Below are 25,128 nucleotides of genomic sequence, written 5' to 3' on the forward strand. Positions count from 1 at the left end.
GGTCGAGAGGGTGAGTGTATGCGCGCAGTGCTGATACTGATCGTCGTGTCGGTGATCGCGCTGATCGGCGGCGATCGGGTCGCAGTCGTGTTGGTGCAGAACGAGATCGGCCGCAAGGTCGCGGCCGAGTACAACCTTCCGCACCGGCCGGATGTCGATATCCGCGGGTTTCCTTTTCTGACCCAGGCCGCCGACGGCGTCTATCCGGAGATCGATATCCGGGTGGGCGACTGGACTGGGGAGAATATCTCCGTCCACCACCTCGATGTCGTGCTGACCGACGTGTCCGCGCCGCTGAGCGACGTGCTCGGCAACCGCACCTCGAACCTGGTCGCGGCCACCGCGACGGCGACGGCCGTCGTTCCCTACGACGTCGTGCGGGGCTTCGCGCCCTCGGGCGTGGAATCGATCTCCGACAGCCCGGACGGGCTGCGCGTCACCGGAACATTCCCGGTGGCCGGGATGTCGGTGCCCGCGACAGTCTTCGTCACCGTCGCGCCGACCGACGAGGGCATCGAGGTCACGCCGGTCTCGGTCCAGTCCGCGGTCGGCGGGCCGACACTCTCGCTGACGATGCTGCGCCGGACCCTGACCTTCGTCGTGCCGCTGCAGCGGCTGCCGCTCGGTGCACGCTTGACGGCCATCCAGCCGGGCGCCGACGGCCTCCATGCGACCGCCGTAGCCGACGACGTGCGCTTCGCCGACCTGCCGTGACGACCGGGTGGTGAGGTCGGGCACCATCGCTTGCCGCCCGGTAGCCGGCGTGCCACAGTGAAATCGAGCCCGGGAAGAGGGCTTCCGGACGAGGGGTGCCGTACCCGGAGTGCGACAAGACGGCCCGAGGAGGGCTTGTCATGTCGTGGATTCTGCTCGTGGTCTCCGGATTCCTGGAAGCCGTGTGGGCCACCGCCCTGGGCAAGACCGAAGGCTTCACCCGGCTCGGGCCATCGGTGGTGTTCTTCACCGCCCTGGCGGCCAGTATGGCCGGCCTGGCCTTCGCGATGCGGGAACTCCCCATCGGCACCGCCTACGCGGTCTGGGTCGGGATCGGGGCGGTCCTCACCGTGGCCTACGCCATGGCCACCGGTGACGAGCCGGTCGCGGTACTGAAGATCGTGTTCCTGACCATGATCGTCTCCGGCGTCGTCGGACTCAAACTCGCGCACTGACCTTTTGCCGCCTCGGCGCCGCCGCACAGGAGGTCATGAACGGATCCCGGGCCGACCCGTGGCCGGAGGCGTCCCAGCTGCGGACCGCCGAATTCGTTCGGCGCGGTGGATCTTCGCCGGTCCTCACCGCTTTCGGATGCTGGGTCGAGGTCAGCGCCGCGGCTGGTTGCCGAATGCCGGGGCGGCGGATCAGGCAATAGCGGTGAAGGTGACCGGCATGGTCGCGGGGCCGCGAAGCGTGATGTGGTCTCGGTAGAGCGGCGGGTCAACGACGAGGCGTGGGTTGTGGACGCGGCGGGCGAATCGGGTGATCGCGACGGAGGCTTCCAGGCGGGCCAAGGGTGCGCCGAGGCAGAAGTGCTGGCCGAGGCCGAAGGCGAGGTGGCGATCGGCGCGGGCCGGGTCGAACCGGGTGGGGTCGGTGAAGATCTCGGGGTCGTGGTTGGCCGCGGCGATGAGCATGATCGCGAGATCACCTGCCGCCAGCTCGATTCCGGGCAGTTCGATGGGTTCGCGGGCGATCCGGGGTACCAGTTGCACCGGCGGGTCGTAGCGCAGGCTCTCTTCGATCACCGCGGTGGCGAACGGCGCGGCGACGCCGAGGATGGCGAGATAGTGGCGATGGCGCAGCAGGGCCAGGAGGGTGTTGGCGATGAGGTTGACTGTTGTTTCGTGCCCGGCGATGAGCAGCAGTACGCAGGTCGAGATGAGTTCGTCGTGGGTGAGCGAGTCGCCGGATTCCTCCGCCGCGATCAGCGCGGACACAAGATCCTCGCCTGACCGGGTGCGACGGCGGACGAGTTGTTCGAAGTAGTCGTGGATTTCGTTGCTCGCGCCGACAAGTCGCGCGGGATCGGGGCGGTCGGCGGTGACGGTCGCCGAGATCGGATCGAGGCTGCGCGCCAGCAGCGTCGACCACTGCCGCAACTGCGGTTCGTCGTCGAGTGGGACCCCGAGCAGTTCGCAGATGACCGTGATCGGCAGTGGGTAGGCGAGATCGGCGACGATGTCGAGGTGTCCGCGCTCGGCCGCGCGGTCGAGGGCGGCATCGGCGATCTCGGTGATGCGCGGTTCGAGGGTGCGCACCACGGCGGGGGTGAACGCCTTGGCGACCAGGCGACGCAACCGGGTGTGATCGGGCGCGTCCCGGAACAGCATCGAGGCGGTGCCGGCGAGGGCACCGGCGTGCTCCCCGGCGAGGTCGTGAACGGGAGTGGGCCCCAGCGGAATCGAGGCGTGGTGGCGTTCCACGCTCGCCGCCCTGTGCCGGAGCACGGTCACGCAGTCCCGATAGGAGGACAGCACCACGACAGGTGTCCGGCCGAGTCGGGTCGGCCCGTGGGCACGCATGTCGGCATAGAGCGGATATGGGTCGCTGCGCTGCGCCGGATCGAGTAGTCGAGCGAAGAAGCCGGAGCCTGCGGTGGTGGTCATGATGTCCGCCTTGGCTCAGTCGTGCCGAATCGCACGGTGGCTGAACGTGGGTGCCGTGCCGGGATTGAGCAGCGCACCGGTCAGTTCACTGGAGGGGAAGAACTGCAGAAACCGCGAGTCCTGCTGCGACACATCCACGATGGTCTTCTCGATGACCATCGAGTTGTATTGCTCGTAGGTGGTCTCGATGGTGTTCGCGTTGAGCACGACCTCGTGTCCCCAGGACTTCGCCGTCCGTGCCAGACCAGGGATGCGGGAGTTCTCCGGGGTGAGGCATTCGGTGGCGATCGCGTTCTCGCTGATCGCCCAGATCCCGGTGTCGGTATTGAGCACCAGCGACTGGTTGCCCATGGCGTGTCCGGGCGTGGACAGCAGCGCGACGCCGGGTCCGAGCAGGACGCTGCCGTCCAGCGGCACGATCTTCGCCGGCGGTAGGTCGACGAAGGTGGTGGGCTGATACCAGGGCCGCTGGTAGGGGTGCAGATCCGCCATCGCTTCCAGTTCGTCCCGCTGCGCGAGGAGCTTGGCGTTCGGGAACGCCGCCACCACCGGCGCGTTCGGGCTGATGTCTGGCTGGGGACGCGTGGTGCCCAGCCATCGCCGGACGTCTTGGGTGTGCAGGTGGTCGAAGGCGAGATAGTCGACCTCGGCCGGATCGATTCCGGCGCGGTGGCAGGCGGTGAGCACGTCGGAGTGCTCGGTGACGAACAGGTTGCGCACCGGCCCGGGCGTGTACCGCTGGAGTTCGGCGAAATAGGGTGTGTAGGAATCGAGTTCGTGATCACTGGGTTCGAACAGCAGGGTGCGGCGGGTGCCGTCGGTGTCGGTCCAGCGCACGATCAGCATGCGGTTGCTGATGGTGAGGAACGGCGCCGGGCTCACGGCCGCCCGGAAGAGTCCGTAGCGGGTGGGATACGGCAGGGAGATCAGGTCGCAGGTGCGCACCGAGTCGGGGCGGCCGGTGGCGGCGAACTCCCGACGAAAGGCCAGTGCGGCGGTGCGCGCGGCGCGAAGCCGTGGCCCGAAACCGCCGGGCGCGGTCAGCGCTTTGTCGAATGTGTCGATACGGGTGAACGGCGCGGTGGTGGCCGGTCGGGGGATGGCGAGGGGCTCGGTGGCGAGCCGGTCGGCGATGCTCATGGCAGGCTCCTGGCGGCAATGGTCGGAGGCGCGGCGATCACAGGGTCCGTGGCCGCAGACGGCCGGCCGCGAACAGCGGTGTGAGTGGCCGGATCGGAATCGGGGGTACCCAGACTCCCAGCAGGTCGACCCGGTGCAGCCGGGCCTCGATCACGCGGCCGATGCCCATCTGGTCCAGCGGATCACGTTCTGAGCCGTGGACTGTCAGCTGGAAGTCGTCGATCCGGCGGACCTCGACAACACGCTCGCGCGGGGTGAAACCCACCAGCCAGGACGGGAAGACACCGGCCAGGCCGACCACATTGCGGTGCGGGCGGCCAAGGATCGGCGGTGGATCGGTCAGGGTCGGGCCGAGCCTGCCGCTCATGCTGAGCAGCTTGTGCCCACGGCGGGTGGCCTCAGCACGGATCTCGGTGTCGGTGACGGTCCAGTCGATCTCGCCCAGCTTCTTCGGGTAGCCGAGCAGTTCCCGGCCGATGATCAAGGCCACATCGTCGTCGAGAATCATCCAGGGACAGTGGATTCCGGTGCCCTGCACGGTTCTGACGTGGACGAACAGCCCGGCCTCGTGGTAGCCCTGCGAATCGAAGTTGTTGTCGGGGAAGAACGCGGTGAACAGGTCCGCGCGCGCGGGTTCGGTCAACCGGACGCCGGCGGGCAGCCACTGTCGCATCCGATCCGGATCGATCTCGACGGTCGCGCTGAAGTAGTGGGCGTCCCGGTAGAGGCTCCGGCGCGGGTCACCCATCGCGAGCACGCGACGCAGGTCGGTGCTCAGGGAGCGTCCGACAGTGCGGATGGCAGGTTCCCAGCCCATGGCTACTTGACCTTTCGGTAGACCGCGCGCAGCAGCGGTCCGACGAGCGCACGCGGGGTGTACTGACCGCCGACGGTTTGCACTTTCGCGAACAGACCGGGCACCACCCGCCGCCGACCCGCATCCATACCCGCGATCGCTTGCGCCGCAGCCTGTTCCGCGCTCACCCACAGCGGACCGGGGACCAAGCGGTCGAGCTCGGGAACTTCGGCGACCTCGGCGTATTCGGTGCGCACCGGCCCGGGCGCGAGCAGCGTGCACTGCACCCCGGAACCGGCCAGCTCACCGTGCAGGGACTCGGCCAACGTGTTGGCGAACGCCTTGGAGGCGGCATAGGTGGCATTGTTGGGGCCCGGCTGATTGCCCGCTGTCGAGCCGGTGATCAGGATCGCGCCCGCGCGGCGCGCCACCATGCCGGGCAGCACAGCGAGTGTGAGGTCGTGCACCGCAACGGTGTTCAGTTCCACCTGCCTGCGTTCGCGCGCCGGATCCGCGGCGGCGAGTTCCCCGTAGGTGGCGAAGCCCGCGTTGTTGCAGAGCACGGCGATGTCACGCCCCGCCAGCTCGTCGCACAGCTTCGCGCGTTCGCCGCGCGCGGCCAGGTCGACGGTGCGGATCTCGGATTCGATGCCGTAGCGACTGTCGAGCCGGTCGGCCAGCTCGCGCAGCCGGTCCTCGCGGCGCGCCACCAGGATCAGCGAATATCCGCGCTGGGCGAGACCTTCGGCGAGCGCGGCACCGATACCGGACGACGCTCCGGTGATGACGGCCCTGGTACTCGAAGTGGGGGTGGGTAGCGACATGGGTTCTCCTCGAAAGTCAGAACTGAGTGAGTGCGCGCGCGGTCACGGTGGTGCCCGCGGCGGCCAGGGTGCGCACCGCCCCTAGTCCGGTCACCTGTTTGTCGCCCGCCGCGATGCGCCGGAAGTTCGCCGCGTGCCAGGCGAGCTGGAGGTAGGAATTGACCGGAGTGGCGGCCGCGAGGGGGATGCGCGGTGCGGTGGGCAGGCTCTGCGGTTCCCTGGCCCCTGCCAGCAGTTCCGCCGCGATGTCGGGCCGCACGGCGAACGGGCGGCCCATCCCGATGACATCGACCGCGCCGTCGGAGAGCACCTCGTCGACGAAGGCACGGGTGCGGACGCCGCCGGTGAGCATGAGTGGTATCGCCGAGCGGGCCCGCAGTTCTCGCGCGTAGCGCAGGAAGTACGCTTCGCGCTCCCTGGCGCTGTCCTGCACGACGCCGGTCATGGCGGGAGCTTCGTAGTTGCCGCCGGAGATCTCCAGCAGGTCGACTCCGGTCTGTTCGAGCGCGAGGGCGACATCGACGGATTCCGCTTCGGTCAGTCCCCCGCGCTGGAAGTCGGCGGAGTTGAGCTTCACCGAGACGATGGCACCGGGACCGATCGCCTGTCGCACGTCGGCCACGACTTCCAGCAGCAGCCGACGACGGTTCTCGGGACTGCCGCCGTAACGATCGGAACGCTGGTTTGCGACAGGCGAGAGGAACTGCGACAGCAGATATCCGTGGGCGGCGTGCACCTGCACGCCGGAAAAGCCCGCTGCCACTGCGAGTTCGGCGGTGCGCGTGTAGCGGCGGCGCAGATCGGCGATGTCGTCGAGGCTCAGCGCCCGCGGCTTGCGCAGGTTGAAGCCGAGCGCCTGCGGCCGCAGCGCCGACGGTCCGACCGGGCGTCGGTGCAGTGGTCCGACCGCGACCCGTCCGGGGTGGTTGATCTGCATGACCATGACCGAACCTTCGCGGGATCCCGCGCGCGCCCAGTTGCCGACGGCCTCGAGGTGGCGCTCGTCCTCGAGGGTCACGTTGCGCGGCTCGACGTAGGCGCGGCGGTCGATCATCACATTGCCGGTGATGAGCAGACCCGCGCCGCCGCGCCCCCAGGCGCTGTAGAGCCGGGTCAACGTCTGGCTGGGGGCGCCGGTGACCTCACCGAGCTGTTCACTCATGGCGGCCTTGGCGATCCGGTTGGGCAGGGTCACCCCGCACGGCAGCGTCAATGGACTGCCGACGGTGACGATACGGGGCGACCGATTCTTGGGTGGCATGGCGAACTCCTGGTGTGGCGAAAGGGGTCAGGCGATGAGACGAGCGGCGGCACGGATCGGGCGCAGCAGGCGACGCCCGTGCGCGATCTCGGAGGGCGCGGTCGGCCGCGGTGCCGCCCGGGTGAGCTCGGCGGAACCCGGCAGCAGGGCTCGCACCGTCAGCAGCTGGGCCAGCGCGCGCACCAGCCATCGGCCACGCAACACCTCCCAGCGCAATTCCGGTCCACCCGCGAGGATCTCGGCGGACGGCTCGCTGACGCGCGCATAGAGATCGCCCACCGGCGTGCGCAACCGCTGCTGGAGCAGCGCGGCTTCGGCGAGTAGCCGCGAGCTGTTCATCAGCAGCATGCCCGCGCCCGAGCGCGGCGCGACCAGTCCGGCGAAGTACAGGTTCGCCAGGCCGGGCGCGAAGGTGTGCGACACCAGTCGTGGCTGCCCGTTCTGCCATTCGAGCAGGCCGTCGCGCAAGAACGGGAAGGTGGTCTTGAACCCCGTCGCCCAGACGATGGTGTCGTAGGTGCCGCTGGTGCCGTCGGTGAAATGCACGGTGCGACCGTCGAAGCGCGCGATTTCCGGCCGGACGGTGATCCGGCCGTGCTTGAGGAAATACGGGAGCTGCTGGTTGACCACGAGATCCTGGTCGAAGATCCGGTGCTCGGGCTTGGCCAGTCCGAAGCTCTCGTACCTGCCCATGCCGATGGTGACGAGCGACCGGAAAATGGCTTCCTGCACCAGCCGCGGCACCGGCACCGAACCGACATCGAAGTTTCCGCTCGGAATCCCCAGGACGTATTTCGGGATGAACCAGTAGCTGCGGCGCAGCGAGATCTCGGCATTGCCGAAGGTCACCGCGGCCTCGACAGTCAGATCGCAGCCGGAGTTGCCCGCGCCGACCACGAGCACGCGCGGGCCGTCGAGGTCGGCGGGGCGCTTGTAGTTCTTGGAGTGGATCTGTGTGCCGGTGAATTCACCCGGATAGGACGGGATGTTGACATCCCAGTAATGGCCGTTGGCGACCACGACACCGTCGTACTCGCGCACCGTGCCGTCGGCGAATTCGACCCGCCAGCCGGCCAGGCCCGTATCGTCGAGCGGCGCGACATCGGTCACCAGGGTGTCGAACTCGATGCGGTGGTCCACTCCGAACTCGGCCGCGAAGCCGCGCAGGTACTCACGCATCTGCGCCGCGCTGGGGAAGTCCGGGTAGTCCTCCGGCATCGGGTAGTCCGGGTATTCGGTGACGCCCTTGGAACTGATCAGGTACGTGGAGTCGTACACCCCGTGCGACCAGTTGCCCCCGATCGCCGCCGTGGCCTCGACATGGTCGTAGTCCAAACCCAGATCCGTGTAGGCCTTCGCCACCGCCAACCCGGTGTAACCGGCCCCGATGATGCAGTATCGCCGCGCCATTTCCACCTCCAGTAAAAGCTACACACACTGTAGCTACAGTGAGTGTAGTATTGGCGGCGGCGCTGCCGGATGTCAAGCAGGCCCCAGAAACGAAAGAGGTGGACCGCGACAATGGCCGAACGGCGAAACCGCGCCTACGCACCGCGAATGGCACCCGAACAGCGGCGCGAACAACTACTCGACGCGGTCCTGCGCGTCATCGTCGAGCAGGGCGTACACAAGGTGTCCATCGACACCGTCGCCAAGGAGGCCGACGTCAGCCGCCCCGTCGTCTACGGATTGTTCGACGATTCCGACCAGTTGCTGCGCGCCTCACTCGATCGGGAGGAAACCGCGGCACTGGCACAGATGGCCAAGGCTGTGCCGCTCGCCGGCGCCGGGAGCCCGACCGAGGCGACATCGGAGAGTCTCGAACATTTCCTCACCGCCGTGCAGGCCGCACCCGATCGCTGGCGCGCCATCTTCCTCATCGCGGACGCCAGCACCCCCACCTTCCGCGGTCGACTCGAGCGGGGGCGCCAGGCCTTCATCGCCGCGCTCGCCACCTTCGTGCGGGAATCGTGCCCACCCGAACGGCTACCGACCCTCGATGTCGAACTCACCGCCCGCACCCTCTACGCGCTGTTCTGGGAAGCGGGACGCCTGGTCCTGGCCGACCCAGACGCCTTCCCGCCACAACGGATTCGCGACTACGCCAACACTCTCATTCCCGCTCTCCCGGCCTTCCGCGACCCAAAAGCACCCCGATCAGCGACCTGAACCAGCAGGCACCGGTACCAGCAGCAGACCATCGGACCGACTGACCACAGATTCCGCGGACCGACCGCGCAACAGACGCCGGTCTCAACACCGGGCCCCTTCTCGCCGCGCGCGTACAGTCGTTACCCGCGCCGCTCGTAGGCCAGCGAAACCGCCTCCGCGCCCTTTCTGATGGTTTCGACATACTGCGCACGGTCGGTGTGGCTGACCGCGGAGCGCAGCGGACCGATCTGGACCTCGTAGGGCGCCTCGGAGCTGTCGAACACCGGTGCCGACAGGTAGCTGACCGGCAGCGGCTTCTCGCCGGCGAGGTCGGCTTCGCGATAGGGGCGCGCGGTGAGACGCGCCAGCTGGCGAAGTACCCGAGCGCGTAGTTCCGGCTGGACCACCTCGGCCCCGACCGCACCGAGCAGCTCCGCGAGCACGTCCACCAGGCCCGCGTCGTCGGAGTCCGGGCGGAACACCGCGCAGCCGTGGGTGGTGACGAACCGCAGCAGCGCGGGAGCGCTCCGCCGTGCCGGACCGGTCGCCGTCGCCAGCCACGCGCTGCGTTCGGGCTCGCCCCGCCACGGCATCACCGCGGCACCCGCCGGATAGGCCAGCGGAATGGACTGCCCCACAGCGAGTCCGGGGACGATGCGCGCGCCCAGCGCATACTCCTTGGCCACCACGGTAAGCCTGCCGTCGGTGATTCGGCTCAGTGTCACGCCGCACCCCGCCGCCATCGCCAGTGCCTTCAGCTCGGCGCTCACCGTCGCATTCGGGATCTCGGGGCCGGCGGAGGACAGCGCGGCGAGGGCGGGGCCGGGGCCGAAACGGCGATCGCGATCGCGGTGCACCCAGCCCGCCTCGGTGAGTTCGGTGAGTACGGCGGTAATCGTCGCGCGAGCGAGCGAGAGCCTTGCCGCGATTTCCGAGGCGGTCAGCGCTCGGTCGCTCCGGGCCAGCAGCTCCATCACCTCGATGACGCGGCGAGTTGGTGGCGACGCGGATTCCGGCATGACACCCCCTTGTCCGCGGGTGCGACCCGCCCTACACTGCTTCGACTATTCGCCACATATTAGTCGAATATTCGACACGAAGGGGTGATCATGATTCTCGACCACTTCCGGCTCGACGACCGGGTAGCTGTCGTCACCGGGGCGGGACGCGGCCTCGGCGCCGCGATCGCCCTCGGTTTCGCCGAGGCGGGCGCCGACGTGGTGATCGCCGCGCGCACCGAAGCCGATCTGCGGCAGGTCGCCGAGCAGGTGGAGGCGACCGGCAGGCAGGCGCTCGTCGTGGTGGCCGACCTCGCCGATCAGGACGCGGTCACCGCGCTGGCCGAGGCCGCGGTCGAGCGGTTCGGCCGCCTGGACATCGTCGTCAACAACGTGGGTGGGGCGCTGCCGAGGCCGTTGCTCGACACCTCCCCCGACGACCTCGCCGAGGCTTTCGCCTTCAACGTCGGGACAGCGCACGCCCTGGTGCGGGCCGCGGTGCCGAAGATGCTCGCGACCACGGGCAGCGGATCGATCATCAACATCACCTCGACGATGGGGAGGCTGCCGGGGCGCGCGTTCGCCGCGTACGCCACCGCCAAGGCCGCCCTGGCGCATTACACCCGCAGTGCCGCGATGGATCTGAGCCCACGCATCCGGGTCAATGCCATCGCGCCGGGCTCGATCCTGACCTCGGCGCTGGACATCGTCGCGGGCAATGCGCAGATGCGCGCCGAGATGGAGCGGGCGACCCCGCTGCAGCGCCTCGGCGAGCCGACCGATATCGCCGCGGCCGCGCTGTTTCTCGCCTCCCCCGCGGGTGCTTTCCTCACCGGGAAGGTGCTCGAGGTCGACGGTGGGCTCATCGCGCCCAATCTCGCCATCCCCCTTCCCGATCTGTGAGGACGACACCATGGTTCACCGCGTAGTGCATTGGGGCACAGGCAATGTCGGTCGGCATGCGCTGGCGGGGGTGCTGGCCGATCCTCGGTTCGACCTGGTCGGCGTGCACGTCTCCGGGCCTGCCAAAGCCGGCCGCGACGCCGCCGAACTCGCCGGAACATCCACGCCGACCGGCGTGCACGCCACCACCGATGCCGCGCAGATCCTGGCGCTGCGTCCGGACTGCGTCGTCTATACCGCCATGACCGACAACCGGCTGCTGGAGGCGCTGGAAGATCTGCGCACGCTGCTCGCCGCCGGTATCAATGTGGTGGCCAGCGCACCGGTGTTCCTCCAGTATCCGTGGGAGGTCCTTCCCGCGAATCTTCTCGAACCGGTGGAACAAGCCGCAGCGCAGGGCAATTCATCGCTGTTCGTCAACGGCATCGATCCCGGTTTCGCCAATGATCTGTTGCCGCTGGCATTGCTGGGCACCTGCCGTTACGTCGAGCAAGTGCGCTGCCTCGAGATCGTCGACTACTCGACCTACGACAATCCGGCGGTCATGTTCGACATCATGGGCTTCGGCCGGCCGATGCACGAGACTCCCCTGCTGTTGCAACCCGGGGTGTTGTCGCTGGCGTGGGGCAGCGTGGTGCGCCAGCTCGCGGCCGGACTCGACCTCGAACTCGACAGTGTCACGCAGAGTTTCGAGCGACTGCCCGCGCCGGAGGCATTCGACATCGAGTCGGGCACCATCGCCGCGGGCACCGCGGCTGCCCTGCGTTTCGAAGTGCGGGGCATGGTCGGCGAGCGGGCCGTGACCGTGCTCGAGCACGTCACCCGCCTGCGTGCCGACCTCGCCCCCGACTGGCCACAGCCGGCCCGCACCGGTGGGTCCTATCGCGTCGAGATCACCGGCGAACCGCACTACACCCTGGACCTGGCCATGTTCAGCGACCACGGCGACCACAACCACGCCAGCCTCGTCGGCACCGCCATGCGTCTGGTCAACGCCATCCCCGCCGTCGTCGCCGCCCCGCCGGGCATCCGAACGACGCTCGACCTTCCCCTCGTCACCGGCGCCGGACTGGCGGACCCGGCCAGATCTCGCGGAGGAGATTCTCGCCTGGGGAATTGAACAGCAACTCCACGTCACCGCGTCGTTACACATCCCTGATACCTTCGGAAAGCAGCTGAATCCCGACAGGAGCGATCCACAGCGGAGGCGTCGTGAGCGTACTGTCCTGCGATCTGCAAACTCTGAGCTACGAAGCGTATATCTACCTGTACTCGCTGGTGACGATGGATGTCACCCGTCAGCAGCAGACGAACTCACCGGTCGGCTCCACCCCGGCTTTCGGACCTCCGAACCGGTTCCACCACATCCGCGAGTTCCCGGATGCCGACTTTCGCGCGGTCGTGCGGCCGAATTTCGACACGCTGTATTCCTCGGCGTGGCTTGATCTGACTCGCGGTCCCGTCCGCGTCCACGTTCCCGACAGCGGTGACCGGTATTTCATGCTCCCGATCCTGGACGCATGGACCGATGTGTTCGCCAACCCGGGCAAACGGACGACCGGCACCGCCGAACAAGACTTCATCGTCGTGGGGCCCGGATACAGCGGCGACCTGCCTGCCGGAGTCCCGGTGATTCATGCCCCCACCCCCCACGCCTGGATGATCGGCCGAACCCAAACCAACGGGCCCGCCGACTACGCGGCGGTCAACGCGTTCCAGGACGGTCTGCAGATCACCGAACTGGCCGACCCGGCGCCGTTTCAGCCGGATCCCGCCCTGGTCACCGAGACCGAACCGCTGCGGCAGGTCAACGCGATGTCGGCGACGGAGTTCTTCGGCCGCGCCGCCGCGGCGTTGAAGGTCGACCCGCCGCACAGCACCGACTTCTCCCAGCTCGCGCGCATCGCACTGCTGGGCATCACACCCGGCCAGGACTTCGACGAGACCCGCTTCTCCCCCGCGGACCTCGAAGCGATCGAAGCAGGTGTCACGGCGGCGCGGGCCGCAGTGGCCGCGTCGCCGACCACACTGGCCGCGCCGGTCAACGGGTGGGTCAGCGTGCTCGGCACGATCGGCGTCTACGGCAACGACTACGTCAAGCGGTCCGCCATCACGCTGGCGGGTCTGGGCGCCAACCCGCCCGAAGACGCGATCTATCCGCTGCTGGTCACCGACGCCGACGGCGACCCACTCGTCGGCGACACCGACTACGTGATCCACTTCGACGCGGGCAAACTGCCACCAGCAGCGGCATTCTGGTCGATCACCATGTACGACGCCGAGGGGTTCCAGATCCCCAACGAACTCGACCGATTCGCTCTCGGCGACCGAGATTCCTTGCAGCACAATCCGGACGGATCGCTCGACATCTACGTCTCCCGCAAGAACCCGGGGCCTGACCACGAATCGAACTGGCTACCGGCGCCCAGCGGCCCGGTCGGTATCACCATGCGCCTGTACGCTCCGCGCGCCGAAGCTCTCGACGGAACCTGGGCCCCGCCTCCGGTTCGCAAGGCACGCTGACGCGGGCACCCACAACCGCAGGGGACGTCCGGCCTCACTCCACAGTGTGATTCCATACCCTACCAAGGGATTACGAGCAACGAGATTCTCGTCGTTAGCTTCGGAGTCATGACGACATCTGCTCTGGTCCCCGAGTCATCTCCACCCTCACCGCGGCGCGGGGCCGACGGTGATTACGCCCGTCTGTTGCGCCGGATTTCCGATGCGGGGCTGATGAACCGGCGGCCCGGCTATTACGCCGTCCGGCTCAGCCTCGCCGGGGTCGCGTTCGTGGCGGGCTGGGCGGCGTTCGTGCTTGTCGGCGATTCGTGGTGGACGCTGCTGGTCGCCGGGTTCATGGCCGTGACGTTCGCTCAGATCGCACTCGTCATGCATGATGTCGCCCACCGCCAGGTCTTCCGGCTACGGCAGCCGACGGAGCTCGTAGGGCGACTCGTCGGCAACGCAGGCATCGGCCTCGGCTACGGCTGGTGGCAGGACAAGCACACCCGGCATCACGCCAACCCGAACCACGAGGAACTCGACCCCGATGTCGCGCCCGACATTCTGGTCTGGTCACAGCAGCAGGCACGGTCGAGCCGCGGTCTGCCTCGCCTCATCGGGAGGGCACAGGCGTTCCTGTTCTTCCCCCTCCTCCTGCTGGAGGGCCTGAACCTCCATGTGGCCGGCGTGCGAGCGCTCGGAAATCGGTCGGTCAAACACCGCGGATGGGAAGGCGCGCTGCTGTTGGGCCACTTCGCCGTCTACCTGGCCGCGCTGTTCGCGGTGCTGCCCGCCGACAAGGCCCTCGCGTTCTTCGCTGTCCACCAGGGCCTCTTCGGCCTCTACATGGGCTGCATCTTCGCCCCGAACCACAAGGGCATGCCGACCTTGACCGGCAACGACCGCCCCGACTACCTCCGCCGCCAGGTACTGACCTCCCGCAACGTCCGGGGCGGCGGGTTGATCGACCTCGCCCTCGGCGGGCTCAACTACCAGATCGAACACCATCTGTTCCCGAGTATGCCGACACCGAACCTGCGCCGCGCCCAGCCGATCGTCCGCGACTACTGCGCCGAAATCGGCGTGCCCTACCACGAAACCGGACTGATCTCCTCGTACCGCGAGGCGCTGAAACACCTGCATCACGTCGGCGCTCCCCTGCGCACCCGCTGACGCGCCGGGCTCAGGTGAGGTTGCCGGTAGGTTCGAGTCCATGAGTCGCATCATGACGGTATCCGACAGCATCGACATCGCCGCCGACCCGGCGTCGGTCTACCGCCAGGTCAGCGATCCGACCCTGATGGGACGGTGGAGTCCGGAGAACCGCGGCGCGAAGGTCACGCAGGAGCGCGAGTCCACGTATGTCGGAATGGAATTCGAGGGGTTCAACAAGCGGGGCGCCGCGCGCTGGGTGACTCGCTGCGTGGTGATCGCGGCGGATCCGGGGCAGCGGTTCGCGTTCCGGGTCGAGGCGATCGGTGTCCGGCGGCCGTGGCTGCGCGGCGGGATCGCCACCTGGGAGTACCGATTCGCGCCGCAGAACGGCGGTACCCGGGTCACCGAGACCTGGCACGACGATCGCGGGCGGTGGCCGAATGCGGTGGTGCAGGTCTTCGACCGGGTCGCCACCGGTGGCGACACCTTTGTGGAGTTCCAGCGCAAGAACATCCACCGCACCCTGCGCAATCTCAAACAGCAGCTCGAATCGACTCCATGACCGTTCACCAACCCCCGAGCCCGGCCAGAATCGCCACCGGCGCCAGCAGGATCCACTGAGGAAGGCGCAACAACGGCGCGCGGCCTGGCAGGCGCGACGCGATCACCAGGAAAACGACCGTGTAGGCGGCAAATCGAGCCGCGGTCAGCATCGCGACCAGCTCGGTCCCCGCCGGCTCCCACCACGCCAGCGCGAGCAGCGTCGCCGCGGTGGCGACGAGGTCCACGCTCACCATGTGCCACACCGCGTGCATGGTTCGCTTCGGGACATCGGCCAGCGAGCTGGCCAGCAGCGGCCGCACCGGATCGACGTGCCCGGCGACGATGTGGATCGCCGACACCACCGCCGAGGTCAGGCCCGCGGCCAGCAGATACCCGTTCATCGCACTGACGATACGGGTCCAGCCGTCTGTCAGTTTCGAAGTGTGACGCAGCTCGTACAGCGTTGGTGTGCAGTCGAATCCGCACCAACGCAGCGAGCAACTGCTGGTTTCGAAACAGCAGATTCGACCTCGATGTGACCACCTTCGGCTACCGGAAGTACGAGTAGTCCTGCACCCAGTGGAATCGCGACTGTGCAGAGTAAATTCGCTGGGGTCCACCAGGCCCAGTTGGCCACATATCGTCCGCGTATCGGAAATGAGCCGCTCATACGTTGTGTGGGATTACCTATGCTCACGGGATGGAGATCGTTCCGGAGCGGCTGCGGTGACCCGCGCGGCCAAGCACACGGTGGCGCGCGAGGCGATCCTCGACGCGACCGTGGCGACCCTGGAGGAATGCGGGTACGCGGGCACTTCCGCCCGCGCGGTCGCGCGCAGGGCCGGCGTGAGCCAAGGGGCACTGCAGCATCATTTCCCCACCAAGACCGCGCTGGTGGAGGCCGCGCTGTTGCAGCTCGCGGTAGGGTTGTCCGAGCAGGCGCAGGAAAGAATGCGCGCGCTACCCGACGCCGGGCCGCAGCGGTGCGAAGAAGCGCTCGACATGCTGTGGGAGATCCACAATCTCCCGATCGCCCACGTCATCACCGAATTGCTCCTCGCCGCGCGCACCGATGCCGAATTGCGCGAGCACATCGCCGCGGGAGTCGACACCGCGCACGCGCTGGCCATCGCGATGGCCGAGCAGGCGCTGCCCGACCTGGCTACCCGACCCGACTTCGCCGACTGGATCCTGACGTGCGTGGCCACGATGCGGGGCCTGGTCGTCATGGCGCCGCTGCCGATCGCCTCGGCCAGTGTCGTCGGCTGGCCGCAGGCGCGAACGCTACTGCTCGCCGCGATCTCGGCCGGGCCCGGCACTCACGGATAGGGCAGCGCCTGACCGTCGCGGCGGGCCAGCAGCACCGACATCGCCGACAACTCGCCGCTCTGCTCGTTGGCCATCTGCCCGGCGACCTGGATCACCGACATCGACGAGGCGTGCAGCGCGGCATAGTTGGCCATCTCGATCCCGCCGCGATGATGGCGAATCATCAACTGCAGCAGGCGAACCTCGGCGGCGCGCGGATCCGGCAATCTGCGCAGTTCGTCGACCTCGGCCCAGGTCGCCATCCCCGGCATCAGCGCATTCGGCCCGTGCTGGTGACCGCTCATCCACGCCATCGGTACCGTGGCTGCCTGCGGCTGGTCAAGCAGGTGCAGCCAGCCGCGCAGTACACCGATCTCGTTCAGTTGGGTGGTCCGGATCTGCCCGCACATCGCGGTGATTGACGGATCGACGCCGGTGGTCACCGCGTCGCACAGCACGATCGCCTGTTCATGGTGGGCGGCCATGTCCTGGGCGAATCCGATCTCCGTCGGCGTGAGTACCGTGGCCGCAGGCTTCTCCGAACACGGCGACCACAGCGCGCCGACGCCGACGCCGAGTAGCATCGAAAGAACAAGGGCGACAGCCGATACCGTTGTCCGTGTCATCGCGGCGGGTACACCGATTCGTTCAGGTCGAGCACCATGAATCCGTTGTCCATGCAGCTGACCCACAGTTGTGAACCGTGGAACTCCGGTGGCGAGAAGCACCAGTCCGCCGACAGATCGGCGCCGATGAGTTTCGCTCGGTCGCTGGTGAGATCGCCCGCCGAGATGGCACCTTCGAGCAGCGCACGACCGACGGCGATGGTTCCGGTCAGTGGTGGCGCCATCAGGATCGGGTGGGTGTCGGCGTGCAGGGAATTGACCAGCTGCTGCTTCTTGCCGACCTGCCCTGGCGGGTTGTAGTAGGCGATCTCGCGGACATCGCGCAGGTCACGAATATCGAAAACCCTGATGCCGGACTGAATCCAGCCGCATGCGAGCGTGGTGGGATCTTCGGCCCGATCCACCGAACAATAGTGCGCGTCGTACCCGAACAGGCCCTCCCCCTGCGCCGATTGCGCCCACCGGTCGGCGTTCTCGGGCAGATTGATCTCGAGCTTGATGGTGTCGACCAGGCGAATATCTCGTTCGTCGGCGATGTCCATGATCTTGACCCCGCCCGAGCCCGCCTCGTCGACGGTCAGGATGAACGGCTCGCCGTCCTTGGTGATCGGAATCGTGTGCTGGGTGAATTGTCCGTCGAGCCAGAACCGCTGGGAGATGTGCGGCACAACAGGATTCGGGTCGCGGCGTTGCACGGCACTGATGTCGAGCACCGTGATACCGGCCAGCGTCGACACGTACATGCGGTTTCCGTCGGGGCTGATGCCGAACCCGTGATTGGACAGACCTGTCGATCCAGTCCAGATCACGCGCGGATTGCTCGGGTCGCCGACATCGATCGCGTGCAGCAATCCGGGCGGCAGAGTGCCTGCCGCCCAATAGGTTCGGCCGTCGGGTGAGAATCCACCCTCGTGCGTGGTGATCGGCAGCGGCATCGTCAGCTGCGAACCGGGCCCGCTGTTGAGCAGTCGCGGGTGCGCGCAATCCTCGGAGATGTCGTAGATGGAGAAATAGCCGGCGCCGTACCCGATTCCGACACCGGTCGCGGCGAGCAACCCACGTTCGTGGTTCACCTTCAACGATTCCCACGTGCCGCCCTGCATCGCCGGTTCGGTCAGGGTGGTCGACAGTCTCGGATTCGCCGGATCGGAAGCATCGAGCACTTGGACCCCGGGATGGTCGGAGAGGAAACCCATCGGCCAGTTGGACCCGGTGTAGGAGCAGTACCCGTAGGTCGGGCTGACGATGCCTGCCCCCTGGCCCTGATACCGGCCGACCAGCGTCAGATTGCAGCGATACCCCTGCTGGCTGCGACCACTGTTGCGGTCGGCCAGCGGAACCTCGCCCTGCACGCCGGTCTCCGGCAGCGACCCTTCCCCACACTGCGCACGGGCAACGGCGGTCCGCTCGATCTCCAGGAACTGCGCGACCGGATCGGCCGAAGCTGGACTCGGCAACCCACCGGTCGCCATCACGACCAGCGCGACAACCCCGCATCGGACCAGCACCGCACATTTCACGCACCGAGGCTACGACGTGGCGATATCCCTGCGGACTGAAACAGCCAAAGTTCCAAGTCAGCGACTTGGCATGGTCAGCTCAGCGCGATCGAGCAGGTTGTCAAGGCTGCGGGTCGGCGGCCGGACTGTTCGCCGCCGACGCTCGACGCTGCCGGATGGCGGTCAGGCTGAACTCGGACCAGCGGATGTTCTCCTGCTCGAAGGAGATTCCGCGCAGCAGGGTCAGGTAGGAGCCGACCCGCTCGGCCTCGCTCAGATAGGCATGTTCGCTTCGGCCGTCGAGCAGGCGCACGCGGAGCCGCTCATATCGAGCGAGTTTGGCCTGTGCCCAGCCAAGGCGCTCGATGAGGACAGCCTCGACGGCCGACTCGTCGCCGGACTCCATCCCCTGCACCTTCACCAGCATCTCGTCGCGGATGACCGTGGGCCTGGTGGGATCGGCGATAAAGGCGTGCAACGCATCTCGGCCGGCATCGGTGATGGAGTGCAGCCGCTTGTTCGGGCGCTTCTCCTGCTCGACCACCCGCGCATCGATCAGGCCCTCCGCCGTCATGCGCTCGAGCTCTTTGTACAGCTGTTGCGGGGTCGACATCCAGAAGTTCGCCACCGAGGCATCGAACTCCTTGGCCAGGTCGTAGCCGGAGGCTTCCCCCTCGAGAAGAGCGGCGAGCACCGCGTGTCGTAACGCCATCCGGCCACCCTAGCAGGATCGAGACTATTCAATTTGAGTAGTTGTCTGCCCCTGGACACTCGCGGTGGTTCACCGCTAGCCTCGACGGAAATTAGTCAATTATTTGCCTAGGAGGCATGGTGCATCCTTTCCGAACCGCGGTGGAGGCCCGGGACCCGGACGCTATGGAAGCGTTGCTGGCCGACAATGTGGTGTTCACCAGTCCCGTCGCCTTCGCGCCGTACCCGGGCAAGGCAGTGACGGCGGCAATCCTGCGGGCGGTGTTGCGGGTCTTCGAGAACTTCCGGTACGTGCGGGAGATCGCCGCTGCCGACGGTCGCGACCATGCACTGGTGTTCGAGGCCACCGTGGACGGGCTACAGCTGTCGGGCTGCGATTTCCTGCACTTCGACGCCGACGGCAAGATCGATGCGTTCATGGTGATGGTGCGACCGCTTTCTGCGGCCCAGGCGCTCGCCGCCCGGATGGCCCAGGAGTACCCGCGGATCCAGCAGGAGGCGCGGGAGGCTATCGAAGGCAAGACCTCGGCATGAGCGACCCGCACAGCGCGCCCGTCTTCGCACGGTATGTCGCGTTGGGCGACAGCCAGAGTGAAGGTGTCGGCGACGGCGACGACCGAACCGGTGTGATCGGGCTGGCCGACCGGCTCGCGACGTCGATGGCCAGAGCGAACCCGTCTCTGCTCTACGCCAATCTGGCCGTACGCGGCAAACTCGCCAGCCAGGTTCGCCAGGAACAGCTCGATGCCGCTGTGGCGCTGCGCCCCGACGTCGCCACCGTGATCGCCGGCGTGAACGATCTGCTGCGGCCAGGTTTCGACGCCGATGCGGTGGGTCAGCATCTCGAGGCGATGTTCGAGGCTTTGACCGGCCACGGTGCGACGGTGGCGACGCTGACCTTTCCCGATATCACCCGCATCACGCCCCTGGCCCGGCCCGTCGCCGCACGCACCGTCGCGCTCAACGCGGTGATCCGGGAGGCCGCCGCACGCCATGGCGTGGTCGTGGCAGAAACCTGTGATCACGCGGTAGTCACCGATCCGCGCCTGTGGTCCTCGGACCGGCTACATGCCAGCCCATTGGGGCACCAGCGCATCGCCGATGCACTGGCCGAGGCACTGTGGCTGCCCGGATCCGACGACAGCTGGACCACACCACTGTCCCCACCACTGCCGCAGCCGCATCCAGCAGCACTGGTCGGCACCGAGTTACGGTGGCTGGCAACCTTTCTCGGCCCATGGCTGCTTCGCCGACTGACCGGACGCTCCTCCGGCGACGGTCGTGTCGCCAAGCGACCTGAGCTGGCCCGTCTCGAGGAAAGGGCCGATTCCCGTGCGTCGGCCTCGCCGCGGTAGGGAGTGTCGATCTCCGCAGCCTCGTCCGGCTCCGCCCGTTCGGTCAGATGTCGTCGAAGGTTACCTCATCCCGCCGGAACTGCTCGCCGGTCTTCGGACCGACGAGGACGACGAAGTCGGGCAGTGCGTCCGGCGCCGCCGCGCCGTCGGGCAGGACCATGCCGGGCTCCTGTTCCCAATCCAGCAGGTGCACATTCACGGTGTACTCCCCTGCGGGCAGGATGAACGCCTGCGGCGGCTCCTCATCCTCGTAGGTGCCGATGAACTCCGCTCCCGTCACGTGCACGGTCCCGGTCGACCGGAACAGGTACGGCTCCGATTCCAACTTCCGATAGGCGGCTTCCCGCTCGTCCAACACCGGGGCAAACTCCGCACCGCATCGCACGCGCACTCCGTAGCGACCGTCGCACAGGATGTTCAGCGGAACGAGATGACCACCCGACAGATGCCCCGCCTCGTCCGGTTCGATCAGCTCCATCTCCCAGCCGGCCTGATCGGTCACATGGGCGAAGGACGCCGCATCCCACAACGCGACCCACCCACTGCCGGTAGTGGCGACGACGTCGAATTCGATGACGGAAGTTGTTGTCATACAGCAATTTCAGCACAGCGCACTGACAGCGGACCCAACCCGAGATCTCGTCGGCACCTCGATACTGCGCCGACCACATCGGGGGTGCCACTATTGCCCACACGGGGGAAGCAGACGTCGCCGAATGGGCTAATTGAGGATGACGTTGAGTACGACGACCACCAGTCCGAGGGTGGTGTTGACGATGCCGACCCCGCAGGCACCCCATCGGGAGTATCCGCCGACCCGTGCCGCCACCATGCCCCAGCAGAACAGGATCGCAGCGTTGAGTCCCAGCGCCATCGTGGTGTAGCCGGGAGTCACCGAACCGTCGGAATGGAAGACGTCGTCGCTCCACCCCGCGAAATGCGCGAGCAACAGCACGATCAGCGTCGGCACGCACGCGATGACCATCGGTATGCCGGTGAGCATGGTGCGACCGAGATCGACCAAGAACCCCGACCTCGACCCGGCCTGGTGCGTGGACACATGCTGGCCGTAGCTGCGCGTGACCGCGGCGATGGCCACACTCGCCACGATCCACGCTGCCGCATACATCGGCGTCTGGTCCGCCGGAACGGCCGCCAGCATGACGCTGGTGAGCACCGTACCCACCACTCCGCCGTAGACGTCGTTCACCTGTAGCTGCACACTCGCCGATGATAGCCAAGCGGCATCGATGGAGCGGCCGTTCACCGTGGTCGGTGAACGGCCGGTCCGGTCACCAGGGCACCGGCACCCAGCGGTCGAAGAACCAGAAGCCGTGCTGCTGTGGTCCTTGGTTCGGGCCGGGGTTGTGCTGCTGAGCGGGGCCCGGACGCCCCTGGTCGGGGCTGTCGTGCGGCTGTGCACCGGCGGCTCCGGCGCCGAGTCCGATCAGTGCAGCGGCGACACCTCCGGCGATGGCCACCTTCGCCGCTGTGGTCCTGACAACGTTCACGGAGTTCTCCTTCGAATCCGGTCGACGGGCGTGTGTTGCTCGTCGGATGTTCAACTTTCGACTCCGCCCATCGTTGTGCCGGTTCCTCCGGGCCGGCTCGGTCTCAGCTGGGAGTTAGCTGGCAATCGGTACGAAGAACGCACCGGGCGCGCCGTTATCCGCGCAGAGCCGACAGGAAGATACCCGGCAGCTTCCGCCAACCAGGGGCGCCCGCGAACGCGGCGAGCCTGCGGCCGGTGGTCGCGGCGGTCCGGTTGGTGACGAACCACGGCGGACGCGGGGACATCGTGAACTCGCCGCACAACACCGAGCGCGGGAACGGACGGAACGGGCCGTGGACCACGGTTCGTTCGGTGTGGTCGAGCAGGACACCGTTGTGCACGACCCCGATTCCGCTCTGTGCGTCGTCGATCGTGTGGCCGGGGAAGGCACCCCAGGTCGCGCGGGCGGTGAGATAGCCGACACCGGTCCAGGCGTTGATCGCGATGGTGCCGTAGCGCAGTGCGGCGATCGCGTCGGTGAATCCGGTGCCGAGCCCACGCTCGGTGCGGGGATGGATGACGATATTCGCGCCGAGGGTGCCCGACAATCGCCGGTTGGCGAATTCGACTGCGTTATCGAGGAATTCGCGGCCCTCCCCCGGCTGATAGGTGACAGCGAGAACCGGGCCGAAATACTCCTCGTCGAAGGCGATGTCGTCGGCGACGAGGCCGTCCAGGAGAACCCGGTCGGCGATGCGTTCGGCGCCGGGATGATCGGTCACCGCCTTCGCGCAGCGATCATCGCTCCCGGGATAGTAGGGCGCGCGGTCGGGTGCTTTCGCGAATGCCGTCCGCAGTGCGGCCAGGAACGCGTCCTTCTGCGCCCAGTCGCTGCTGAGCACCAGCACCTGGGAGGCGACGCAGTTGTAGCCGTTGTTGTGCAGCTTCTGGGTGACGATGTGCTCGGCCTGATAGTCGAGATCACGCGCCGACCACTTCCCCGGCACCACGATCGTCGGCGACACCCCACCGAGTTCGCTGGTGATCGGCTTGTCCAGCAACACTTCTCCGCGATGCCTGCGGGCCAGACCATCCACACCGGAACCGAACACGATGGCATCATGGGACTTCACACTGCCGGTGATATGGATGTGCCCGATCCCTGGATGGGTCACCGCGGCGTGCCCGACATCCACACCGCCGGTCACGATCTCGACGAGTCCGAGTTCGATGAAACGAGCGAAGACCTTCTCGAACACCGGCAACAGCGGATCGGTGATCGGGTTGAGCTTGAGCAGCACGACCCGGTTGTGCGCGAACAGTTCGTAGAGCGTGTCCAGCGGCGCGATCGAGAAAATGTTGCCCGCCCCCAGAACGACACCGACACCGTCGGTGTCGGCGGGCCTGCGCTGGGCCAGGCCCGCGGTGTCGCGCAGTTCGACCGGTGACACACCGGGCATGGTCCACACCTCGGCGGAGAACCCGTTGAGCAGCAGTCGATCGAAGATGTTGTGCGGCAGCACCCGAACCGCGACACGGTCGCCGGGCGCGCGGGACTGACCGAAGCCGTCGAGGGGACTTCGGCCCTCGAGAATCGCGGTCAGCGACGCCGACAGCGCGCCGATGCTGCTGAGCATCGCGTACGGCCCACTGATCCATTCCTCCCCGACCAGCGGTGAATCCGCCGGAAGTTTCTTGATACGGCAGGCGACGTCGACCCACTCCTGCGCGTGGGCGCGCGTGGCCTCCGACAGCGCGGTCAGCAGATCGAGGCGGTCCCGCAGGGACAGTGCCGCCCAGGTCTGCTCACCGTGCTGCAGTCGCACGACAGCGGAGTCCAGCGGCGGGACAGCGATACGTTCGGTTGATGTCGTCATGATGAGCCTCCGTCAGGAATCGATACGGGCGAGGACTTCGGCCGCCGCGCGGTGACCGGACCGGACCGCGCCGTCCATGTAGCCGTTCCACACCTCGGCCGTCTCCGCGCCCGCCCAGTGGATCCGCCCGATCGGCGCCGACAGCGCCGCTCCGTACTGCGTCCACACCCCGGCGCCCAACCGGCCGCCGTAACAACCGCGGGTGTATTCCTCTTCCATCCAGTTCAATTCGACGTAGTCGATCGGATCGGCGGCTCGGGGACCGAACAGCTCGGTCAGGGTGGCCACCGCGGCGGCACGTCGTTCGCCGATGCTCCAGCTCGCCGCCGTGCGCGCGTGCGCGCCCTCGAAGAACGCGACGATCACCCCGCACGACCCGTCCGGCGGGGAGTTGTCGACGGTGACGCTGATGGCGCCGTCGAGGTCGAAGGCGAATCCGTTCAGGCCTGCGTCGCGCCAGAACGGCGTCGGGTAGGCGATCTGGACCTTGATGACCGACCCCATCGGGATCTGCTGGGTGAGACCGTCGCGTGTGGCGGGCAGGGCGGGCTGGTAGCGCAGGCGGCCGGCCAGGGTCGGCGGAATCGCCACGATGACATGCCCGGCGGCGATCGTCCCACCGGAATAGGTGACCCGCACACCGTTCTCGTCGTGGGCGATGGCCGACACCGGGGCGTCGAGCAGGACGACCTCGTCACCGAGCGCCGAGGCGAGCCGTTCGGAGATCTGGTGCGTGCCGCCGACGACCCGCAACTCCTGCGCACCGCCGGTGACGCCGACGAGGACATCGAGCATGCCCCCGGACTTGAGGTAGAACAGGAAGTGCAGCAACGACATCTCCGCGGACTCGGCGGAGAACAGCGCGGGCACGACCGCGGCCCAGAACGCCAGTACCTCCTCGTTGTCGGTGTTCGCGCGCAACCACTCGTCGAGGGTTCGGCGATCCAGCTCGGCCGCGTCCGGCGCGGTCCAGGGCGAGGACAGCGAGACGGTGGCGGCGATCGCCTCGAGTTCGGCCTGCAGGCGGCCCACCTCCACGGCGGCCGCGTCGGAGAGGCCGAAGGTTTCGTCGCCGGAGCGGGTGACAGTGCCCTGGTAGCGGGTCACCGACTCCCCCTCGTCGTAGGTCGGGAAGGTCTCGAGGCCGAGTTCGGCGACCAGTTTCAGGACCTCGGTCTGGGTCCGGCCGATCCACTGTCCGCCCATCTCGACCGGAACCCCGTTCGACAGGGTGCCGCCTGCGTTACGCCCGGCCACCCGGTTTCGCGCCTCGAGCACCCGCACCGTGCGGCCTGCCGCAGTGAGCTCCCTGGCCGCGGTCAGGCCGGCGAGACCGGCACCTACCACCACAACATCGATATCGGTCATCGCCGGTTCCTTC

The 25,128-nt window shown here is 67.6% G+C and carries 27 protein-coding genes and 1 riboswitch; of the genes, 11 read left to right on the forward strand and 16 right to left on the reverse strand.

Annotated elements, in window-relative coordinates; translation table 11 throughout:
• The first annotated feature begins 18 nt into the window (after positions 1-18).
• The gene (locus tag ACWF9G_RS06340) at positions 19-714 is read left to right on the forward strand and encodes an LmeA family phospholipid-binding protein (RefSeq protein WP_452514073.1); all 696 of its coding nucleotides are present in this window, start codon (positions 19-21) and stop codon (positions 712-714) included.
• A gap of 62 nt (positions 715-776) precedes the next feature.
• Positions 777-843: riboswitch (guanidine-III (ykkC-III) riboswitch) on the forward strand.
• Between the two features lie 11 nt (positions 844-854).
• On the forward strand, positions 855-1,169 hold the full coding sequence (locus ACWF9G_RS06345; protein WP_379302971.1) for a DMT family transporter: 315 nt from the start codon (positions 855-857) through the stop codon (positions 1,167-1,169).
• A gap of 189 nt (positions 1,170-1,358) precedes the next feature.
• Here ACWF9G_RS06345 and ACWF9G_RS06350 read toward each other — a convergent pair whose 3' ends face one another.
• The 6 genes from ACWF9G_RS06350 to ACWF9G_RS06375 are packed head-to-tail and all read right to left on the reverse strand — an operon-like array spanning position 1,359 to position 8,034.
• On the reverse strand, positions 1,359-2,603 hold the full coding sequence (locus ACWF9G_RS06350; RefSeq protein ID WP_452514076.1) for a cytochrome P450: 1,245 nt from the start codon (positions 2,601-2,603) through the stop codon (positions 1,359-1,361).
• Positions 2,604-2,618: 15 nt separating this feature from the next.
• Positions 2,619-3,743 (reverse strand): hypothetical protein, encoded by a 1,125-nt coding sequence (locus tag ACWF9G_RS06355; RefSeq protein ID WP_452514078.1) that lies wholly within the window; start codon positions 3,741-3,743, stop codon positions 2,619-2,621.
• Positions 3,744-3,780: 37 nt separating this feature from the next.
• Complete coding sequence (locus tag ACWF9G_RS06360) at positions 3,781-4,560, reverse strand: acetoacetate decarboxylase family protein (protein ID WP_452514080.1); 780 nt, start codon at positions 4,558-4,560, stop codon at positions 3,781-3,783.
• Between the two features lie 2 nt (positions 4,561-4,562).
• Positions 4,563-5,363, reverse strand: a complete 801-nt coding sequence (locus ACWF9G_RS06365) for an SDR family NAD(P)-dependent oxidoreductase (protein ID WP_452514082.1) — start codon at positions 5,361-5,363, stop codon at positions 4,563-4,565.
• Between the two features lie 16 nt (positions 5,364-5,379).
• Complete coding sequence (locus ACWF9G_RS06370) at positions 5,380-6,624, reverse strand: NADH:flavin oxidoreductase/NADH oxidase family protein (protein WP_452514084.1); 1,245 nt, start codon at positions 6,622-6,624, stop codon at positions 5,380-5,382.
• A 27-nt stretch (positions 6,625-6,651) separates the two neighbouring features.
• Complete coding sequence (locus tag ACWF9G_RS06375; protein ID WP_452514086.1) at positions 6,652-8,034, reverse strand: flavin-containing monooxygenase; 1,383 nt, start codon at positions 8,032-8,034, stop codon at positions 6,652-6,654.
• A gap of 147 nt (positions 8,035-8,181) precedes the next feature.
• Between ACWF9G_RS06375 and ACWF9G_RS06380 the strand changes: the two genes are divergently transcribed.
• Positions 8,182-8,793, forward strand: a complete 612-nt coding sequence (locus tag ACWF9G_RS06380) for a TetR/AcrR family transcriptional regulator (RefSeq protein WP_452514088.1) — start codon at positions 8,182-8,184, stop codon at positions 8,791-8,793.
• Positions 8,794-8,915: 122 nt separating this feature from the next.
• Here ACWF9G_RS06380 and ACWF9G_RS06385 read toward each other — a convergent pair whose 3' ends face one another.
• Complete coding sequence (locus ACWF9G_RS06385) at positions 8,916-9,794, reverse strand: helix-turn-helix domain-containing protein (protein ID WP_452514089.1); 879 nt, start codon at positions 9,792-9,794, stop codon at positions 8,916-8,918.
• A 90-nt stretch (positions 9,795-9,884) separates the two neighbouring features.
• Between ACWF9G_RS06385 and ACWF9G_RS06390 the strand changes: the two genes are divergently transcribed.
• From ACWF9G_RS06390 to ACWF9G_RS06410, 5 genes are all read left to right on the forward strand, one after another.
• Positions 9,885-10,676 (forward strand): SDR family oxidoreductase, encoded by a 792-nt coding sequence (locus ACWF9G_RS06390; RefSeq protein WP_452514091.1) that lies wholly within the window; start codon positions 9,885-9,887, stop codon positions 10,674-10,676.
• A gap of 10 nt (positions 10,677-10,686) precedes the next feature.
• On the forward strand, positions 10,687-11,796 hold the full coding sequence (locus tag ACWF9G_RS06395) for an NAD(P)H-dependent amine dehydrogenase family protein (RefSeq protein WP_452514093.1): 1,110 nt from the start codon (positions 10,687-10,689) through the stop codon (positions 11,794-11,796).
• A 92-nt stretch (positions 11,797-11,888) separates the two neighbouring features.
• Positions 11,889-13,199: a DUF1254 domain-containing protein gene (locus ACWF9G_RS06400; protein ID WP_452514095.1), complete on the forward strand. Its 1,311-nt coding sequence runs from the start codon at positions 11,889-11,891 to the stop codon at positions 13,197-13,199.
• A 108-nt stretch (positions 13,200-13,307) separates the two neighbouring features.
• Positions 13,308-14,354, forward strand: coding sequence for a fatty acid desaturase family protein (locus ACWF9G_RS06405; protein ID WP_452514096.1), 1,047 nt, complete (start codon positions 13,308-13,310; stop codon positions 14,352-14,354).
• Between the two features lie 40 nt (positions 14,355-14,394).
• Positions 14,395-14,898 carry an SRPBCC family protein gene (locus tag ACWF9G_RS06410; protein WP_452514098.1) on the forward strand — a complete coding sequence of 168 codons (504 nt, stop codon included), beginning with the start codon at positions 14,395-14,397 and terminating at the stop codon, positions 14,896-14,898.
• A gap of 4 nt (positions 14,899-14,902) precedes the next feature.
• Here ACWF9G_RS06410 and ACWF9G_RS06415 read toward each other — a convergent pair whose 3' ends face one another.
• Positions 14,903-15,280, reverse strand: coding sequence for a hypothetical protein (locus ACWF9G_RS06415; protein WP_452514100.1), 378 nt, complete (start codon positions 15,278-15,280; stop codon positions 14,903-14,905).
• Positions 15,281-15,605: 325 nt separating this feature from the next.
• Between ACWF9G_RS06415 and ACWF9G_RS06420 the strand changes: the two genes are divergently transcribed.
• On the forward strand, positions 15,606-16,208 hold the full coding sequence (locus ACWF9G_RS06420; RefSeq protein ID WP_379302995.1) for a TetR/AcrR family transcriptional regulator: 603 nt from the start codon (positions 15,606-15,608) through the stop codon (positions 16,206-16,208).
• On the opposite strand, the gene ACWF9G_RS06425 is transcribed toward ACWF9G_RS06420, so the two are convergent.
• The 3 genes from ACWF9G_RS06425 to ACWF9G_RS06435 all read right to left on the reverse strand — a co-directional run bounded on the left by ACWF9G_RS06425 (position 16,199) and on the right by ACWF9G_RS06435 (position 19,024).
• Positions 16,199-16,813, reverse strand: coding sequence for a DUF305 domain-containing protein (locus ACWF9G_RS06425; RefSeq protein WP_452514102.1), 615 nt, complete (start codon positions 16,811-16,813; stop codon positions 16,199-16,201). The two genes, ACWF9G_RS06420 and ACWF9G_RS06425, sit on opposite strands and share 10 nt — an antisense overlap.
• Complete coding sequence (locus ACWF9G_RS06430) at positions 16,810-18,285, reverse strand: LVIVD repeat-containing protein (RefSeq protein WP_452514385.1); 1,476 nt, start codon at positions 18,283-18,285, stop codon at positions 16,810-16,812. The genes ACWF9G_RS06425 and ACWF9G_RS06430 overlap by 4 nt, the downstream gene beginning before the upstream one ends.
• Before the next feature lie 148 nt (positions 18,286-18,433).
• A complete protein-coding gene (locus ACWF9G_RS06435; protein WP_452514103.1) occupies positions 18,434-19,024 on the reverse strand; it encodes a PadR family transcriptional regulator in 591 nt (196 codons plus the stop codon).
• A gap of 119 nt (positions 19,025-19,143) precedes the next feature.
• Between ACWF9G_RS06435 and ACWF9G_RS06440 the strand changes: the two genes are divergently transcribed.
• Entirely contained in the window at positions 19,144-19,557 is a 414-nt protein-coding gene (locus ACWF9G_RS06440; RefSeq protein WP_452514387.1) for a nuclear transport factor 2 family protein, read from the forward strand.
• Positions 19,554-20,378, forward strand: a complete 825-nt coding sequence (locus tag ACWF9G_RS06445; protein ID WP_452514105.1) for an SGNH/GDSL hydrolase family protein — start codon at positions 19,554-19,556, stop codon at positions 20,376-20,378. The genes ACWF9G_RS06440 and ACWF9G_RS06445 overlap by 4 nt, the downstream gene beginning before the upstream one ends.
• A 43-nt stretch (positions 20,379-20,421) precedes the next feature.
• Here ACWF9G_RS06445 and ACWF9G_RS06450 read toward each other — a convergent pair whose 3' ends face one another.
• The 5 genes from ACWF9G_RS06450 to ACWF9G_RS06470 all read right to left on the reverse strand — a co-directional run bounded on the left by ACWF9G_RS06450 (position 20,422) and on the right by ACWF9G_RS06470 (position 25,115).
• Positions 20,422-20,970, reverse strand: coding sequence for a hypothetical protein (locus tag ACWF9G_RS06450; RefSeq protein WP_452514107.1), 549 nt, complete (start codon positions 20,968-20,970; stop codon positions 20,422-20,424).
• Positions 20,971-21,099: 129 nt separating this feature from the next.
• Positions 21,100-21,600, reverse strand: a complete 501-nt coding sequence (locus ACWF9G_RS06455) for a hypothetical protein (RefSeq protein ID WP_452514109.1) — start codon at positions 21,598-21,600, stop codon at positions 21,100-21,102.
• 70 nt (positions 21,601-21,670) lie between these two features.
• Positions 21,671-21,889, reverse strand: a complete 219-nt coding sequence (locus ACWF9G_RS06460; RefSeq protein WP_452514110.1) for a hypothetical protein — start codon at positions 21,887-21,889, stop codon at positions 21,671-21,673.
• 154 nt (positions 21,890-22,043) lie between these two features.
• Positions 22,044-23,747: an aldehyde dehydrogenase family protein gene (locus ACWF9G_RS06465; RefSeq protein WP_452514112.1), complete on the reverse strand. Its 1,704-nt coding sequence runs from the start codon at positions 23,745-23,747 to the stop codon at positions 22,044-22,046.
• 12 nt (positions 23,748-23,759) lie between these two features.
• Complete coding sequence (locus ACWF9G_RS06470) at positions 23,760-25,115, reverse strand: flavin monoamine oxidase family protein (protein WP_452514114.1); 1,356 nt, start codon at positions 25,113-25,115, stop codon at positions 23,760-23,762.
• Positions 25,116-25,128 lie beyond the last annotated feature (13 nt).

The organism is Nocardia sp. NPDC055029 (genome assembly GCF_053608525.1).

What these genes read in the sequence shown, in the direction of transcription:
- ACWF9G_RS06380 (WP_452514088.1), top strand. Translation starts at nt 8,182, where the DNA reads ATGGCACCCGAACAGCGGCGCGAACAACTACTCGACGCGGTCCTGCGC.
- ACWF9G_RS06405 (WP_452514096.1), top strand. Translation starts at nt 13,308, where the DNA reads ATGACGACATCTGCTCTGGTCCCCGAGTCATCTCCACCCTCACCGCGG.
- ACWF9G_RS06465 (WP_452514112.1), bottom strand. Translation starts at nt 23,747, where the DNA reads ATGACGACATCAACCGAACGTATCGCTGTCCCGCCGCTGGACTCCGCT.
- ACWF9G_RS06365 (WP_452514082.1), bottom strand. Translation starts at nt 5,363, where the DNA reads ATGTCGCTACCCACCCCCACTTCGAGTACCAGGGCCGTCATCACCGGA.
- ACWF9G_RS06355 (WP_452514078.1), bottom strand. Translation starts at nt 3,743, where the DNA reads ATGAGCATCGCCGACCGGCTCGCCACCGAGCCCCTCGCCATCCCCCGA.
- ACWF9G_RS06340 (WP_452514073.1), top strand. Translation starts at nt 19, where the DNA reads ATGCGCGCAGTGCTGATACTGATCGTCGTGTCGGTGATCGCGCTGATC.
- ACWF9G_RS06445 (WP_452514105.1), top strand. Translation starts at nt 19,554, where the DNA reads ATGAGCGACCCGCACAGCGCGCCCGTCTTCGCACGGTATGTCGCGTTG.
- ACWF9G_RS06435 (WP_452514103.1), bottom strand. Translation starts at nt 19,024, where the DNA reads ATGGCGTTACGACACGCGGTGCTCGCCGCTCTTCTCGAGGGGGAAGCC.
- ACWF9G_RS06410 (WP_452514098.1), top strand. Translation starts at nt 14,395, where the DNA reads ATGAGTCGCATCATGACGGTATCCGACAGCATCGACATCGCCGCCGAC.
- ACWF9G_RS06390 (WP_452514091.1), top strand. Translation starts at nt 9,885, where the DNA reads ATGATTCTCGACCACTTCCGGCTCGACGACCGGGTAGCTGTCGTCACC.
- ACWF9G_RS06375 (WP_452514086.1), bottom strand. Translation starts at nt 8,034, where the DNA reads ATGGCGCGGCGATACTGCATCATCGGGGCCGGTTACACCGGGTTGGCG.
- ACWF9G_RS06370 (WP_452514084.1), bottom strand. Translation starts at nt 6,624, where the DNA reads ATGCCACCCAAGAATCGGTCGCCCCGTATCGTCACCGTCGGCAGTCCA.
- ACWF9G_RS06415 (WP_452514100.1), bottom strand. Translation starts at nt 15,280, where the DNA reads ATGAACGGGTATCTGCTGGCCGCGGGCCTGACCTCGGCGGTGGTGTCG.
- ACWF9G_RS06470 (WP_452514114.1), bottom strand. Translation starts at nt 25,115, where the DNA reads ATGACCGATATCGATGTTGTGGTGGTAGGTGCCGGTCTCGCCGGCCTG.
- ACWF9G_RS06345 (WP_379302971.1), top strand. Translation starts at nt 855, where the DNA reads ATGTCGTGGATTCTGCTCGTGGTCTCCGGATTCCTGGAAGCCGTGTGG.
- ACWF9G_RS06450 (WP_452514107.1), bottom strand. Translation starts at nt 20,970, where the DNA reads ATGACAACAACTTCCGTCATCGAATTCGACGTCGTCGCCACTACCGGC.
- ACWF9G_RS06430 (WP_452514385.1), bottom strand. Translation starts at nt 18,285, where the DNA reads ATGGCGACCGGTGGGTTGCCGAGTCCAGCTTCGGCCGATCCGGTCGCG.
- ACWF9G_RS06360 (WP_452514080.1), bottom strand. Translation starts at nt 4,560, where the DNA reads ATGGGCTGGGAACCTGCCATCCGCACTGTCGGACGCTCCCTGAGCACC.
- ACWF9G_RS06395 (WP_452514093.1), top strand. Translation starts at nt 10,687, where the DNA reads ATGGTTCACCGCGTAGTGCATTGGGGCACAGGCAATGTCGGTCGGCAT.
- ACWF9G_RS06385 (WP_452514089.1), bottom strand. Translation starts at nt 9,794, where the DNA reads ATGCCGGAATCCGCGTCGCCACCAACTCGCCGCGTCATCGAGGTGATG.
- ACWF9G_RS06350 (WP_452514076.1), bottom strand. Translation starts at nt 2,603, where the DNA reads ATGACCACCACCGCAGGCTCCGGCTTCTTCGCTCGACTACTCGATCCG.
- ACWF9G_RS06425 (WP_452514102.1), bottom strand. Translation starts at nt 16,813, where the DNA reads ATGACACGGACAACGGTATCGGCTGTCGCCCTTGTTCTTTCGATGCTA.